Source organism: Nocardioides sp. HDW12B (assembly GCF_011299595.1).
Lineage (GTDB): Bacteria > Actinomycetota > Actinomycetes > Propionibacteriales > Nocardioidaceae > Marmoricola_A.
In genome coordinates, this window is record NZ_CP049867.1 from 2,288,670 (window position 1) to 2,302,031 (window position 13,362).

General features: G+C 73.1%; 15 protein-coding genes. 8 read left to right on the forward strand and 7 right to left on the reverse strand.

The window, feature by feature from the left end; translation table 11 throughout:
- Positions 1-9 precede the first annotated feature (9 nt).
- On the forward strand, positions 10-672 hold the full coding sequence (locus G7072_RS10735; RefSeq protein ID WP_166086200.1) for a TrkA family potassium uptake protein: 663 nt from the start codon (positions 10-12) through the stop codon (positions 670-672).
- On the forward strand, positions 672-1,346 hold the full coding sequence (locus G7072_RS10740; protein ID WP_166086202.1) for a TrkA family potassium uptake protein: 675 nt from the start codon (positions 672-674) through the stop codon (positions 1,344-1,346). The genes G7072_RS10735 and G7072_RS10740 overlap by 1 nt, the downstream gene beginning before the upstream one ends.
- 4 nt (positions 1,347-1,350) lie before the next feature.
- Here G7072_RS10740 and G7072_RS10745 read toward each other — a convergent pair whose 3' ends face one another.
- The 4 genes from G7072_RS10745 to dut are packed head-to-tail and all read right to left on the reverse strand — an operon-like array spanning position 1,351 to position 3,814.
- Positions 1,351-2,139, reverse strand: coding sequence for a DUF3159 domain-containing protein (locus G7072_RS10745; RefSeq protein WP_166086204.1), 789 nt, complete (start codon positions 2,137-2,139; stop codon positions 1,351-1,353).
- Entirely contained in the window at positions 2,139-2,516 is a 378-nt protein-coding gene (locus tag G7072_RS10750) for an OB-fold nucleic acid binding domain-containing protein (protein ID WP_166086206.1), read from the reverse strand. Before G7072_RS10750 ends, G7072_RS10745 begins: the two co-directional genes overlap by 1 nt.
- Positions 2,517-2,540: 24 nt before the next feature.
- Positions 2,541-3,245, reverse strand: coding sequence for a DUF3710 domain-containing protein (locus G7072_RS10755; RefSeq protein WP_166086208.1), 705 nt, complete (start codon positions 3,243-3,245; stop codon positions 2,541-2,543).
- Positions 3,242-3,814: a dUTP diphosphatase gene (gene dut, locus G7072_RS10760; RefSeq protein ID WP_166086210.1), complete on the reverse strand. Its 573-nt coding sequence runs from the start codon at positions 3,812-3,814 to the stop codon at positions 3,242-3,244. Before dut ends, G7072_RS10755 begins: the two co-directional genes overlap by 4 nt.
- 45 nt (positions 3,815-3,859) lie before the next feature.
- Here dut and G7072_RS10765 point away from each other — a divergent pair, with 45 nt between their 5' ends.
- Both G7072_RS10765 and G7072_RS10770 read left to right on the forward strand, forming a co-directional pair.
- Positions 3,860-4,306: a DUF3093 domain-containing protein gene (locus G7072_RS10765; RefSeq protein WP_166086212.1), complete on the forward strand. Its 447-nt coding sequence runs from the start codon at positions 3,860-3,862 to the stop codon at positions 4,304-4,306.
- Positions 4,307-4,462: 156 nt separating this feature from the next.
- Complete coding sequence (locus G7072_RS10770; RefSeq protein ID WP_166086215.1) at positions 4,463-4,741, forward strand: DUF4235 domain-containing protein; 279 nt, start codon at positions 4,463-4,465, stop codon at positions 4,739-4,741.
- 58 nt (positions 4,742-4,799) lie between these two features.
- On the opposite strand, the gene G7072_RS10775 is transcribed toward G7072_RS10770, so the two are convergent.
- From G7072_RS10775 to G7072_RS10785, 3 genes are all read right to left on the reverse strand, one after another.
- On the reverse strand, positions 4,800-5,090 hold the full coding sequence (locus tag G7072_RS10775; protein WP_166086217.1) for a DUF4193 domain-containing protein: 291 nt from the start codon (positions 5,088-5,090) through the stop codon (positions 4,800-4,802).
- A 98-nt stretch (positions 5,091-5,188) separates the two neighbouring features.
- Entirely contained in the window at positions 5,189-6,064 is an 876-nt protein-coding gene (locus tag G7072_RS10780; RefSeq protein ID WP_166086220.1) for an inositol monophosphatase family protein, read from the reverse strand.
- The gene (locus G7072_RS10785) at positions 6,061-7,209 is read right to left on the reverse strand and encodes a ferrochelatase (protein ID WP_206063082.1); all 1,149 of its coding nucleotides are present in this window, start codon (positions 7,207-7,209) and stop codon (positions 6,061-6,063) included. Before G7072_RS10785 ends, G7072_RS10780 begins: the two co-directional genes overlap by 4 nt.
- A gap of 44 nt (positions 7,210-7,253) precedes the next feature.
- Between G7072_RS10785 and G7072_RS10790 the strand changes: the two genes are divergently transcribed.
- From G7072_RS10790 to G7072_RS10805, 4 genes are all read left to right on the forward strand, one after another.
- A complete protein-coding gene (locus tag G7072_RS10790) occupies positions 7,254-8,468 on the forward strand; it encodes an MFS transporter (RefSeq protein ID WP_240917278.1) in 1,215 nt (404 codons plus the stop codon).
- A 50-nt stretch (positions 8,469-8,518) separates the two neighbouring features.
- Positions 8,519-9,685, forward strand: coding sequence for a septation protein SepH (sepH, locus tag G7072_RS10795; RefSeq protein ID WP_166086226.1), 1,167 nt, complete (start codon positions 8,519-8,521; stop codon positions 9,683-9,685).
- A 59-nt stretch (positions 9,686-9,744) separates the two neighbouring features.
- A complete protein-coding gene (locus G7072_RS10800) occupies positions 9,745-11,763 on the forward strand; it encodes an SDR family oxidoreductase (protein WP_166086228.1) in 2,019 nt (672 codons plus the stop codon).
- An 86-nt stretch (positions 11,764-11,849) separates the two neighbouring features.
- Positions 11,850-13,352, forward strand: a complete 1,503-nt coding sequence (locus tag G7072_RS10805) for a lysyl oxidase family protein (RefSeq protein WP_166086230.1) — start codon at positions 11,850-11,852, stop codon at positions 13,350-13,352.
- Positions 13,353-13,362: the final 10 nt, after the last annotated feature.

The following is a 13,362-nucleotide window of genomic DNA, read 5'->3' on the forward strand; positions in this document are numbered from 1 at the left end:
GTTCGGCGCGTGCATGTGGTGATCATGGGATGCGGCCGCGTCGGCAGCACGCTTGCCCGCAGTCTCGAGGAGCGCGACCACACGGTCTCGGTCATCGACAGCAACGCCGACTCGTTCCGCCGCCTGGGTCCCGGGTTCGGAGGTCGCAAGGTGATGGGGGTCGGATTCGACCGCGAGGTCCTCACCGAGGCCGGCATCGACCGGGCCGATGCCTTCGCCGCGGTCTCCAGCGGCGACAACTCCAACATCATCGCCGCCCGCGTGGCCCGCGAGACCTTCGGCATCCAGCGCGTCGTGGCCCGCATCTACGACCCGGGCCGCGCCGAGGTCTACCAGCGGCTCGGCATCACCACGGTGGCCACCGTGAAGTGGACCGCCGACCAGGTGCTCCGACGGCTGCTGCCGGTCGGCGCCGAGCCCGACTTCCGCGACCCCAGCGGCACGATCCGGCTCGACGCGATCATGGTCAACGAGCGGTGGACGGGCCACCGCACCGTGCAGTTCCAGGAGCAGAGCGGCTCCCGCATCGCCTGGATCGACCGGCTCGGCGAGGGCATCCTCCCGACCCGCGAGAGCGTGATGCAGGAGGGCGACCTGCTCCACCTGGTCATGCGCGAGGAGAACGCCCAGCACGTCTTCGACGTGTTCGAGCAGGGACCGGAGGCAGACTGATGCGCGTCGCCATCGCCGGGGCGGGTGCCGTCGGGCGCTCCATCGCCCGGGAGCTCATCGAGAACGGTCACCAGGTGCTGCTCATCGACAAGGAGCCGCGCGCCATCAGCCCCGACCGGGTCGCCGACGCCGAGTGGCTGCTGGCTGACTCCTGCGAGCTGTCGTCGCTCGAGGAGGCCCGGCTCGAGACCTGCGACGTCGTGATCGCCGCCACCGGCGACGACAAGGCCAACCTCGTCACCTCGCTGCTCGCGAAGACCGAGTTCGCCGTCCCCCGCACCGTCGGCCGGGTCAACCACCCCTCCAACGAGTGGCTGTTCACCGAGGCCTGGGGCGTCGACGTCAACGTCTCGACGCCGCGCATCATGTCCGCCCTGGTCGAGGAGGCGGTGACGATCGGCGACGTGGTCCGGCTCTTCACCTTCCGCCAGGGCAACGCCAACCTCGTCGAGATGACGCTGCCCCCGGGCTCGCCGTACGTCGGGAAGCCGTGCGGCCTGATCCCCTGGCCGGAGAACTGCGCCCTGGTGACCATCCTGCGCGACGGCCAGGTCTACACCCCGACCTCGGAGCAGCCGATCGAGGACGGCGACGAGCTGCTCTTCGTCGCCTCGCCGGAGTCCGAGTCGGAGATCGAGCACCTGCTCAACCCCGACCACGAGACCAGCCGCTGACCCCTCAGGTCGCGGGGCGGGCCGGGCTGGTGCCTGGGTCCGTGACCGGCGTCCGGTCACGGGTGAGCAGCCACGCCATCAGTGCCAGCGCGGAGAGCTGCAGCGGCCAGCCCATGACCACCTTGGCCAGGCCCAGCGCGGTCACGTAGGGGTCGGCGTCGTCGGCGGCCCGGCCCCCGAGGTAGATCGGCAGCTGCACGGCGACGCGGATGACGCACGGCATCACCAGCACCCAGGTCAGGGTGCTGCACAGACGCACGATCTGCTTGTCCTTGCGCCAGGCGAGGGGGTCCTCGGAGACCGCGCCGACCATCAGGCCGACCGCGGGCGTGCGCGTGAGGATGCTCAGCACCATGAGTCCGGCGTAGACGGCGTTGTAGATGATGCCGGGCACGAAGTAGGCCAGGGCCTGCTGGGAGGCGTCCCCGCCGTTGCGCCCGCCGAGCCACACGAAGAGGCATCCGACGCCGATGCCGACGAGCGCGTTGAGCACGAACTGCACGCTGCTGCGCTGCACGAGGCGCACCACGAGCAGCGCCAGCGCGATGGTCACGCTCAGCCCGATGGCGAGGCGGAGGTCCTTGGTGGTGACGAAGGTCAGCGTGAAGGTGATGGTGGGCGCGGCGGCCTCGAGCATGCCGCGCCGTCCGCCGAGCGCCCGGGACAGCTGCTGACGCACGACCGCCTCGACGGTGCCGACGTCGACGTGGTGCTCCCCCGCGGCCGTCTCCCCCGGGCCGGTGCCGGGATCGTGCGTCGTCGCCCCGGTCGGCGTGGTCGAGGAGTCCGTCATCAGGCGCGGAGCTCGTAGCGCGGGTTGAACATGACGCGCTTGCGGTCCTGCAACCCGAGCCGGCCGATCACCTTGATCGAGCGTCCCGGCTCGACGCCCGTGATGCGTCGGCGGCCCAGCCACACCAGCGTGATGGTGCCGCTGCCGTCGTACATCTCGGCCTCGAGGGCGGGGACGCCGCCCCGGGGACGGAGCGTGACCGTGCGCAGCGTGCCCTGGAGCATCACGCGGTCGCGGTCGGTGGCGTCGGAGATCGGGCAGCAGCCGGCCTTGACCGTCGTGGTCCGCAGCTCCTTGGCGTCCTTCGACGTGGGGCTGGCCCACCGGTTCAGGGTGCTGCGCAGGCTCGCACGTGGGGTGCCCGATCGCTGGCTCATGCTGTCCACTTTACTGACCCCGTGTCAGGACGGGGAGGGCCCTGGGTCACGGTCCGAGGCTTGGTCAGCACCCTGGTCGGGCGCGCGGCGCGCGGTCGGCGGCAGCCGCAGCGGCAGGGCGTCCCCGGGGGGCATCGGGCCCGTCCCGCGGACCACGACGACCTCGCGCAGCGCACGCTCCAGGGAGCCGTCCTCGTCGAAGCGCTGGGCCGGCCGACCGAATGCCGTCACCCGCAGCAGCCACCGGGGTCCCGCGACGCCCCACACCGCCGACCGCTGGGTCACGCCCGCCCCCTGCTCGTCGGTGGTGCTCAGAACGAGCTGGAGCGCCGGGCCGAACGGTCCCTCGACCTCGGTGGCGGTGCCGCCCCGGCGGGCGGCGTCGGCCGCGAGGCGGGGGCGCAGGTCGGCCCACATGTCCTCGTTGCGCGGGGCGGCGAAGGGGCGCAACTCCATCGCGCCGTCCTGGGCCACGAGCATGACGGCGATGACCTGCTGCGAGGCCTCGTCGACCTGCAGGCGCACCTCCAGGGACGGGTCGCCCTTGACGAGCAGCCCGCCGAGGTCGATGCGGTCGGTGTCGCCCTCGACCGAGCGCTCCGAGGAGTCCCACGGTCCGTGGGCCCGGTGGTCCGGCGCCGCGGTGGGGTCCACCGGTGCGGCACCCTCTCCGGTCGTCGGGTCCAGGGCCCCCTCCGGGGTCACCTCGTTCTTGCGGCGCCGTCTCATCGGTCTCCTCGCGCGATCGGTCCAGCGGTGGGGTCGGTGCCGGACGCAGGGGTGGGTGCAGGAACAGGTGCGGGGGTGCTTGCAGGGGTGGCGGTGAAGCCGCCGGTCGAGCCGTGTCCGCCCTCGCCGCGCGCGGAGCCGGGCAGCTGGTCGGTCTCGACGAAGCGGGCCCGGTCGACGCGCTGGACGACCAACTGGGCGATGCGGTCCCCGCGGCGCAGCTCGATGGCCTCGTGGTGGTCGAGGTTGACCAGGGCGACCTTGATCTCGCCGCGGTAGCCGGCGTCCACGGTGCCGGGGGCGTTGACGATCGACAACCCCGACCGGATCGCCAGCCCCGAGCGGGGGTGCACCAGCCCGACGTACCCGTCCGGCAGCGCCAGCGCCAGGCCTGTGGGCACCAGGGCGCGCTCGCCGGGGGCGAGGCGGACGTCGATGGTGGTGGTCAGGTCGGCGCCGGCGTCGCCGGGGTGCGCGTACGTCGGCAGCGGCACGTCCGGGTCGAGGCGGCGCACCGGGACGGGCACGGCGACGCCGGCACCGTCCGGGGGTCCCTGGGGCGTCGACATGGGTCACACCCTAGGCCTGCCGAGCAGGGTGACAGACTTCGACCCATGGAGGAGGCGTACGTCGAGCGGCTGTCGGTGCCGCTGCGGTGGTGGGCCCTCGCGGTGATGTTCTGGGCCACCCTCCTGCTCGCCTTCCTCATCGCGATGCCGCCGCTGGCGGCGGTCGCCCTGGTCGCGGCGCTGACCGCGCTGAACGCCCTGTTCTTCCTGTCGTGGGGGCGCGCGGAGGTCAGCCTCCTCGACGGTGTCTTCCGCGCCGGGCGGGCCTCGATCCCCGCGCACCTGCTGGGCGGCGCCGAGCCGCTGGACGAGGAGGCCACCCGCCGGGTGGTGGGGGTCGACGCCGACGCCCGGGCCTACCTGCTGCTCCGTCCCTACGTCGGCCGCGCGGTGCGGGTGCGGGTCGAGGACCCGGCCGACCCGACGCCGTACTGGGTGGTCGCGACGCGCCACCCCGGCACCCTGGCCGCCTGCCTCAACGGCACGGCCTGACCCCTGGCCGGTCCGGTGGGGCGCGGTTCGTACCAGCGCACCCGGGGCAGGGTCACAGGACGGGACGGAGTGGCAGACTCGTCGCCGTTCCCCCGTCACGACCGCGACGTACCGCGGCCCCCACCCCTCAGCCCTCGGGCGACTGAAAGGAACTCGATGTCCGGCAAGAGTCAGAACGCGGCAGCACTGGTCATGACCCTCGGCGCGACCGCGGCGGCGAAGAAGGTCGCCGACAGCGTCTGGAAGGCGGGGTCCAAGGGCAAGACGCCCCCGACCGACCCGACCGATCCCGACGTCGAGCTGCGCGAGGCCATCCTGTTCGCCGTCATCAGCGGCGTCGTGGTGAGCGTCGCCCGCACCTTCCTGGCGCGCAAGCTGGCGGCGCGTGAGCGTCGCGAGCTCCGCGCGGAGCGCTCGGCCCTGCCCCAGCGCTGACGGGCCCCGAGAAGCGTGGAGCCCGGGTCCGTCACGGACCCGGGCTCGCGTGCGTGGATCAGGCGCAGTCCTTGCAGATCATCTTCTTCTCGTCCGCGAGCTGGCTGCGGTGGTGCACCAGGAAGCAGCTCATGCAGGTGAACTCGTCCTCCTGGCGCGGGCGGACCTCGACGGCCAGCTCCTCGTGGGACAGGTCGGCGCCGGGCAGCTCGAAGGCCTCGGCGGCCTCCGTCTCGTCCTCGTCGACCTTGCCCGAGTTCTTGTCGTGCCGGCGTGCCTTGAGCTCCTCGATGCTCTCCTCGCTCGACTCGTCGTCGGTCTTGCGGGGGGCGTCGTAGTCGGTTGCCATGACGGTGTCTCCTGACCCGGGTCACCGGGTTCTCGAACGTGGGTGGTTCCTGGGGGCTGCGCGAGGCCCGGGTGCAGGCCCTGGTGGGTGGCGCGGTGTCACCCTAGAGCATCGGGCAAGCCCTCCGGACCACCCTCAGGGCGGCGGTCGTCCACCGGCGCCAGGAAGCCGCACTCGGTGATCACCGCCAGGGTGTCGTCGTGGCCGTCGGCAGGCGTGCAGAGCACCGCCTCCATGCCCCCGACCCCCGTGTGCAGGCTCACACGGGCGCCGGCCTCCTCGGCCACCAGCGAGGCGGCGGCGCGGTCCCACAGGTGCAGCCCCTCCTCGATGTAGGCGTCGGCCCGGCCGGCGGCGACGGTGCACAGGTCGAGGGCGGCCGAGCCCTGCCGGCGGACGTCGCGGACCCGGCTCAGCAGCTGCCGCACGGCGTCGCCCTGGAGCTCGCGGATGCGCTGCTGGTACTGGAAGCCGGTGACCACGAGGCGCTCGTTCATCGGGGCGACCTCCCGGACCGCGAGCGGGACGCCGTCCAGGGTGGCGCCCTGCCCCCGGGCCGCCGCGTAGAGCTGGTCGCGGGTCACGTCGAGCACGGCGCCGGCCAGGGAGACCTCGTCGTCGTCGACCGCGGCCACGCACACGGCGTACTGCGGGATGCCGTAGAGGAAGTTGACGGTGCCGTCGATGGGGTCGACGACCCAGGTGATGCCGGTGGCCGACGCGCGCTGGCCACCCTCCTCGCCGAGGAACCCGTCGTCGGGCCGCAGCTCGCGCAGACGTCGTCCGAGCAGCTCCTCCGCAGCGTGGTCCGCCGCGGTCACCACGTCGGTGCGGCTGGTCTTGCGGTCCGCGACGCTGACCGGCTGGGCGGCGTGCTCGCGCACGAGCGCGCCGGCCTCGCGGGCGACGGTCTCGGCCACGCGACGCAGCTCGGCCAGCAGGGCCGGGTCGGTGAGGTCGGGCCGGGCGTTCACCGGGTCGCTCCGGCGTCGGAGCCGCACAGTGCCGGCCGTCCGGGCTGGCGGGCGTTGGCGCAGCAGCCCGGCGGGCAGGTGTCCCAGGAGGGACCCAGGGTGCCGAGCGCGGGGCGCTCGGGCTCCTCCCCCCGCTCGACGGCCGCCCGCTCGAGGACGAGGCGGCGCACCATCGTGACGAAGCGGGGGTCGACGCCCGCGGTGGCGGCCCGGACGAACGCGACGCCGGCCTCCTCGGCCGCCTCGGCGGCCTCCACGTCGAGGTCGTAGATGACCTCCATGTGGTCGGCGACGAAGCCGATCGGCACGACGACCACGGCCTTGACGCCCTCGGCGGCCAGCTCGTGGATGCGGTCGCCGACGTCGGGCTCGAGCCACGGGACACTCGGCGGACCGGAGCGGGAGCAGTAGGTCAGCTCGGCCGGGTAGCGGTGGCCGCTGGCGCTGCGGAGCCGCTCCACGACGAGGTCGACCACGCTCTGGTGCTGCTGGACGTAGGCGGCGCCCCCGAGGCCGGCGCCGGGCTGCTCGGAGCGGCCGCTGGCGTCGTTCATCGAGGTCGGGATGGAGTGGGTGACGAACAGGAGGTGGGCCTCGTTGCGGTCGGCGGCCGCCAGGTTGGACAGCGCGTTGAGGGTGGCGTCGACCATGGTCTCGACGAAGCCGGGGTGGTTGAAGTAGTGCCGCAGCCGGTCCAGCTGCGGTCCCGCGCCCCCCGTGTCAGGACGGGTGTCGGGGAGCGCGGCGACGGCGTCGGCGAGGTTCTCGCGGTACTGCCGGCAGCCGGAGTAGCTGGAGTAGGCGCTCGTCAGCAGGCAGGCTGCCCGCTGGACGCCGTCGGCGCGCATCTGCGCCAGGGTCTCGGTGAGGTAGGGGTCCCAGTTGCGGTTGCCCCAGTAGACGGGCAGGTCGAGGCCGGCCCCGGCGAAGTCCTCCCGGACGGCGGCGAGGAACTCGCGGTTCAGGTCGTTGAGCGGGCTGCGTCCGCCGAAGCGGTAGTAGTGCTCGCCCACCTCCTCCAGCCGCTCCCGCGGGATGCCGCGGCCGCGGGTGACGTTCTCCAGGAAGGGCACCACGTCCTCGGGCTTCTCGGGGCCGCCGAAGGAGACCAGCAGCAGCGCGTCGTACGGCGAGGGATCGGGCATGGGGCTCATCCTAGGGAGACCTACCATGGTCTCTCGTGCCGGCAATGCTCTCGACCTACCGTCGCGCCCTCGCGACCCCCGGCGCACTGCGCTTCAGCGCGAGCGGTGCCCTGGCCCGCATGCCGATCTCGATGACCGCCCTCGGCATCGTCATCCTGGTCTCCGACCGGACCGGCTCGTACGGCGTGGCTGCCGGGGTCTCCGCGGCCTACGTGGTCGCCAACGCGGTCGGAGGCATTCCGCTCGCCCGCCTCGTCGACCGGCGGGGGCAGCGTCGCGTCCTGGCGCCGACCGTGGCGCTGTCCGTGGTCGCGCTGGTTCTCGTCGTGGTCGCCGTCGAGGCCGACGCCGCCGCCCCGGTGCCCCACCTGCTGGCGGCGCTGTCGGGGGTGACGATGCCCAACATCGGCGCCGCGGTGCGGGCCCGGTGGTCGTTCGTGGCCGCCGACCGGCGGGTGCTCGACACGGCCTTCGCGCTGGAGGCCGTCAACGACGAGATCGTCTTCATCGTCGGTCCGACCCTCGTCGCGCTGCTGTCGGCGGCCTGGCACCCGTGGGCCGGACTGGCCACCGCGGCGGTGTTCGCATCCGTCGGGACCGCCCTGCTGGTGGCGCAGCGCAGGACCGAGCCGCCGTTGACGCGGGCCGAGAGCGTCCACCGGTCCCCGATGCCCTGGCGCGCCGTCGCCCCGCTGGCGGTGAGTGCCCTCTCCCTGGGCGCCCTGCTCGGTGCCTGCGAGATCGCGACCGTGGCCTTCACGGAGGAGCAGGGCCGCAAGGCGCTGGCCGGAGTCCTGCTCGCGGTCTGGGCGCTCGGCAGCCTGCTCGCCGGCCTGGTCGTGGGTGCGATGACCTTCCGGCGCAGCCCGGCCCAGCGCTATCGGGCGGGCAGCCTCGCCCTCGTCGCGCTCGTGCTGCCGCTGCCGTTCGTGGACAGCCTGCTGATGCTCGGGTTCTTCCTCCTGCTGTGCGGCTTCGCGATCTCCCCCACGCTGATCGCGGCGATCTCGTGGACCGAGTCGCTGGTGCCGACGGACCGGCTCAACGAGGGCATCGCGGCGGTCACGACCGGGCTCGTGGCCGGCATCGCCCCCGGCGCGGCGCTGGTCGGCGTCGTGGTGGACGCCCACGGGGCGTCGGCGTCGTACTGGGTGCCGGTGGGGATCGCCGCGCTCGGGGTGCTGGTGGGGTGGTCGGCGCAGCGGTTGTCCCCGCCCCCGGGCCCGCGTGTGTCGGCCCCGGGGCCGGTGTCGGCCTGAAGTACGGTGGGGGCTCGGCGACCGATTCTGCTGTGTTGGAGATGTGAGAGATGGACAGCGTCCTCCGCCCGCGCGACATCCAGGCCCGGATCCGTTCCGGCGAGAGCCCGGAGACCGTGGCCGCGGCTGCACAGACCTCGATCGAGAGGATCATGACGTTCGCCTCCCCGGTCCTGGCCGAGCGGGCGTTCGTGGCCCAGCAGGCGCTCAAGGCCTCGGTACGCCGACGCACCGGCGACGGTGCGCCCGGCCAGCTCGGGGCCGCGGTCGCCGAGCGGCTCTCCGGTGAGCACCTCGACGCCGACGACGTGGAGTGGGACGCCTGGCGCCGTGAGGACGGCCGCTGGACCCTGGTCGCGGAGTACGACGCCCCGTCCGGCGCCGAGCGCGCCGAGTTCGTCTACGACACCGCCGGCCGCTACGTCACCGCCACCGACGAGCAGGCCCGCTGGCTCGTGGGCGAGCGCGTGACCGCCAACCCGGCCGGCCCGGGGCCCGCCCAGATGCACCTCGGCGACGACGCCATCGAGCTGGTCACCGGCCGCCGTCCGGCTCCGCCCGCCGACCTCGAGCCCTCGCAGGACCACCCTGCAGCCGCGTCCGGGCCGACCGGTCAGCGCGTCACGTCCCTGCGACCGGTGCCGCACCCCGTCGACGCGCTCGTCGACCGGGCCGACGCCGCACCCGCCGAGCCCGCTGGGCCCGCTGGGCCCGCTGGGCCCGCTGGGCCCGCTGGGCCCGCTGAGCCCGCTGAGCCCGCTGAGCCCGTCGCTCCGGCAGCCCGGGCCTCCGAGCCCGACGAGATCACCGTCGACCTGACCGAGTCCGCCGACGCGGCCCGTGCCGGCCGACCCGGCCATCCCGGCCGAGGGCCGCGGCCCGCCCGACCGGCTCGACCGATGGCCGACGCCGACTGGATGGCCACCCAGGCCAGCGAGCGCCCGGCCCGTGCTGCCGCACCCGCTGCCGCACCCCCTGCCGCACCCGCGGTCGAGACTGCTCCCGAGCCTCCGCCGGAGGCCGAGGGCCTGTTCGAGGTGCCGGCGGACGACGGCTCCACGACGCCCGAGGGCACCGAGGACGTCCCCGCCGACGAACCGGGTGCGAGCGCGCGCCCGGCGAAGCCGACCAAGAAGCCCGCCAAGGGCAAGTCGGCGAAGGGTCGCGCGGCGATCCCGAGCTGGGACGAGATCATGTTCGGCTCGTCGAACGACTGATCTTCGCCCGGTCCTCGGTCCTGCCTCGCTCGGCAGCCTGAGGTCCTAGGCTGACCGCCATGTCGTACTTCGTGACCGGCGCCACGGGATTCATCGGCCGCTACCTCGTGCAGGAGCTGCTCGACAACCGCGAGGGGCAGGTGTTCGTGCTCGTGCGCGGGCCCTCACGCCCCCGCATGGAGCGGCTGGTCCAGCAGTGGGGCCACGGTGACCGCGTCACCATGGTCACCGGCGACCTCTCCGAGGCGGCCCTCGGCGTCGATCCGGCGTGGGTCGAGGAGAACCGCGGCTCGATCGACCACTTCGTGCACCTGGCGGCGATCTACGACATGACCGCCAGCGACGAGCAGAACGAGACCCTCAACGTCGGCGGCACCCGCAACGCCATCGAGCTGGCGGCCGACCTCGACGCGGGGGTGTTCCACCAGGTCTCCTCCATCGCGGCCTCGGGCGACTACCAGGGCTTCTGGGACGAGACGATGTTCGACGTCGGGCAGCGGCTGCCGTCGCCGTACCACCGGACGAAGTTCGAGTCCGAGCGCATCGTGCGCGAGGAGTCAGCCGTGCCGTGGCGGATCTACCGTCCCTCGATGGTGATCGGCCACTCCGAGACCGGGGCGATGGACAAGGTCGACGGGCCCTACTACTTCTTCCCGATCCTCAAGCTGCTGCGCGACTTCCTGCCGACCTGGACGCCGCTGGTGGGCGTCGACCTCGGCGACACCAACGTGGTGCCGGTCGACTACGTCGCCTCGGCCATGGACCACCTCATGCACCTCGAGGAGCGCGACGGCGAGGCCTTCCACCTGGTCAACCCCGAGCCCCAGCGCACCGTCGACGTCATCAACCTGTTCGCCGACGCGGCCAAGGCGCCGCAGTTCGCGACCCCGATCGACCGCGACGTCACCGGGCTGGTGCCCACCGGTCTGCTGCCGCGCGCGGTGCGTCCGGGCACGCTGTTCAAGGGCGCGCTGCGGACCCCGCCGGGCAAGCTGGCCCTGCGCGAGACCGTGGGCCGGCTCGGCCTGCCCTCCGAGGTGGTCGAGCACGCCGGCTTCCCGACCGTCTACGGCAGCTCCATCACCGAGCAGGCACTCGCCGGGTCCGGGCTGTCGGTGCCGGACCTGGAGTCCTACGCCCCGGCGATCTGGAACTTCTGGGAGGAGCAGCTCGACGACTCCCTGGCCAACGACAAGAAGACCGTCGAGGCGCTGCGCGGCAAGACGGTGGTCATCACCGGGGCCTCCTCCGGCATCGGCATGGTGACGGCCTTCAAGGTCGCCCAGGCCGGTGGCATCCCGGTGCTGGTCGCCCGCGGCAAGGAGAAGCTCGAGGGGGCGAAGGCCGCCATCGAGCACCGCGGCGGCACCGCGCACGTCTTCCCGTGCGACCTGTCCGACCTCGAGGCCATCGACGACCTCGCCCGCCGGCTGACCGAGGAGCTGGACTCGGTCGATTACCTGGTCAACAACGCCGGCCGCTCGATCCGCCGCTCGGTCAAGCTCAGCCACGACCGCTTCCACGACTTCGAGCGCACCATGCAGCTCAACTACTTCGGCGCGATCCGCCTGGTCATGGGGCTGCTGCCGGCGATGCGCGCGCAGCGCAGCGGCCACATCGTCAACATCAGCTCGATCGGCGTGCAGACCAACCCGCCGCGGTTCAGCGCCTACGTCGCCTCCAAGGCGGCCCTCGACGCGTGGAGCAACGTGGTCAGCTCCGAGGTGGTCGGCGACGGCATCAGCTTCACCAACATCCACATGCCGCTGGTCAAGACGCCGATGATCGCCCCCACCAAGATCTACGACAAGTTCCCCACGATCAGTCCGGCCCAGGCCGCCGACATGGTGGTGCGCGCCCTGGTGGACCAGCCCCACGAGATCAACACCACCCTCGGCACGGTCGGCGCGCTGGCCCACACGCTCGTGCCCCGCACCGCCTTCAAGGTGTTGCACCTGGCCTACCGGGTCTTCCCGGACTCGACCGCGGCCAAGAGCGGCGGCAAGCCGAGCGAGCCGCAGCCGACGAGCCAGCAGCAGCAGATCCTGGCCCGCCTCACCAAGGGCGTGCACTGGTAGGAGACGCGGGACCATCGGCGCAACCTTTCCGCGTCGTACGGCGTCATAGTGGTGACACGTCCGTCATCACAGGGGAGGGGGACGCCATGGGCGCCCTGCCAGGTCACACCCGTCCGTCGCGGCTGCTCGGGGCCGCGCTCAGCATCGGGCTGCTGGCCAGCCCGGCCGCGCTGCTCACGACCTCGTCGGCCGTGGCCGAGGCAGCGGCCGAGACCCCGACACCGTCGATCCGGCTCTTCAGCAGCAACGACCGGGTCATCGAGTACACCCGGCCCGCCGGGCGCCGGGCCTGGCTGCCGGTGCCGGTGTGGGCGACCCCGACCGGTGAGGGCGCCTTCGACCTGAGGGTCCGCCGACCGAACTTCGCCACCGCGATCACGGCCACCCAGCTCGTGCACCACGCCGACGGCTCGACCACCCAGGTCGCGCGGCCCGACCTGCCGATCGACGGCTGGCGCGGGCTCCCCGGGTTCTTCGACCTCACGGTCACCAACGGCGCCGGCCAGGTCGTGAAGCGCGCGTCCCAGCGCTACTGCCCCAACGCCGGGCAGCAGCAGCGGCTGGACCCCGCCGGCCCGGACACCGCGACCTTCCCCGAGGGCTGCGGGGGCATGCCGTTCACCTACGGCACCCGGTGGGGCATCGACGACGGCTGGGCCAACGGCGTGGGCGAGGGCCTGGTCCTCAACGTCCCGGCCGGGCGCTACACCGCCACGATCCGGGTCACCGAGGCCTACCGCTCGGCGCTCGGCATCGCCCCCGCGGACGCCACCGCCACGGTCCGCTACCGCCTGGTCGACGGCCCGTACGGCGAGCACGCGCGTGCGGCGAACCGGACCTCGGACGAGCCCGCTCCGGTGCAGGCCCGTGCCTCGGCCCCGATCGTGACCCAGCCCGACGCGGCGTACCTGCCGGACCTGCGGAGCCTGCCGGCCTTCGGCATGGAGACCAGCCGCCAGGGCGGCAAGGACTGGCTGTCCTTCGGGGCGAACGTGTGGATCGGCGGCAACTCGCTGCTCGACATCGAGGGCTTCCGCCGCCAGGACGAGGAGGTCATGGACGCCTGGCAGTACTTCTACGACGGCGACGAGCCGGTGGGCCGCGCCCCCGTCGGGACCATGGAGTACGACACCCGGGACGGCCACTTCCACTGGCACCTCCAGCAGTTCGCGCGCTACCGCCTGCTGACCCAGGACAAGCAGCGGGTCGTGGTCAGCAGCAAGCAGTCGTTCTGCATCGTGCCCACGGACCCGGTCGACCTGTCCCTCGCCAACGCCGAGATGCGGCCCTACGCCACCGGGCTGGACTCCGCCTGCGGCGAGCGCGACGCGCTGTGGATCCGCGAGACGCTGCCGGTCGGCTGGGGTGACACCTACTACCAGGGCAAGGGCGGCCAGGCCTTCGACATCACCGGGGTCCCGAACGGCACCTACCTCGTGGCCGTCGAGGCGAACCCCGAGCGCACGCTCTTCGAGACCAACCGTGCCAACAACGCCTCCTACCGCACGGTGATCCTCAAGGGCCGCCCCGGCGCCCGCAAGGTCTGCGTGCCTGCCCTGCACGGCATCGACGCCCACGGGACCTGCTGAGCCCGATCGG

What these genes read in the sequence shown, in the direction of transcription:
- G7072_RS10785 (WP_206063082.1), bottom strand. Translation starts at nt 7,209, where the DNA reads ATGCCCGATCCCTCGCCGTACGACGCGCTGCTGCTGGTCTCCTTCGGC.
- G7072_RS10775 (WP_166086217.1), bottom strand. Translation starts at nt 5,090, where the DNA reads ATGGCAACCGACTACGACGCCCCCCGCAAGACCGACGACGAGTCGAGC.
- G7072_RS10800 (WP_166086228.1), top strand. Translation starts at nt 9,745, where the DNA reads ATGTCGTACTTCGTGACCGGCGCCACGGGATTCATCGGCCGCTACCTC.
- G7072_RS10745 (WP_166086204.1), bottom strand. Translation starts at nt 2,139, where the DNA reads ATGACGGACTCCTCGACCACGCCGACCGGGGCGACGACGCACGATCCC.
- G7072_RS10755 (WP_166086208.1), bottom strand. Translation starts at nt 3,245, where the DNA reads ATGAGACGGCGCCGCAAGAACGAGGTGACCCCGGAGGGGGCCCTGGAC.
- G7072_RS10765 (WP_166086212.1), top strand. Translation starts at nt 3,860, where the DNA reads ATGGAGGAGGCGTACGTCGAGCGGCTGTCGGTGCCGCTGCGGTGGTGG.
- G7072_RS10750 (WP_166086206.1), bottom strand. Translation starts at nt 2,516, where the DNA reads ATGAGCCAGCGATCGGGCACCCCACGTGCGAGCCTGCGCAGCACCCTG.
- G7072_RS10770 (WP_166086215.1), top strand. Translation starts at nt 4,463, where the DNA reads ATGTCCGGCAAGAGTCAGAACGCGGCAGCACTGGTCATGACCCTCGGC.
- G7072_RS10805 (WP_166086230.1), top strand. Translation starts at nt 11,850, where the DNA reads ATGGGCGCCCTGCCAGGTCACACCCGTCCGTCGCGGCTGCTCGGGGCC.
- dut (WP_166086210.1), bottom strand. Translation starts at nt 3,814, where the DNA reads ATGTCGACGCCCCAGGGACCCCCGGACGGTGCCGGCGTCGCCGTGCCC.
- G7072_RS10740 (WP_166086202.1), top strand. Translation starts at nt 672, where the DNA reads ATGCGCGTCGCCATCGCCGGGGCGGGTGCCGTCGGGCGCTCCATCGCC.
- G7072_RS10790 (WP_240917278.1), top strand. Translation starts at nt 7,254, where the DNA reads ATGCTCTCGACCTACCGTCGCGCCCTCGCGACCCCCGGCGCACTGCGC.
- sepH (WP_166086226.1), top strand. Translation starts at nt 8,519, where the DNA reads ATGGACAGCGTCCTCCGCCCGCGCGACATCCAGGCCCGGATCCGTTCC.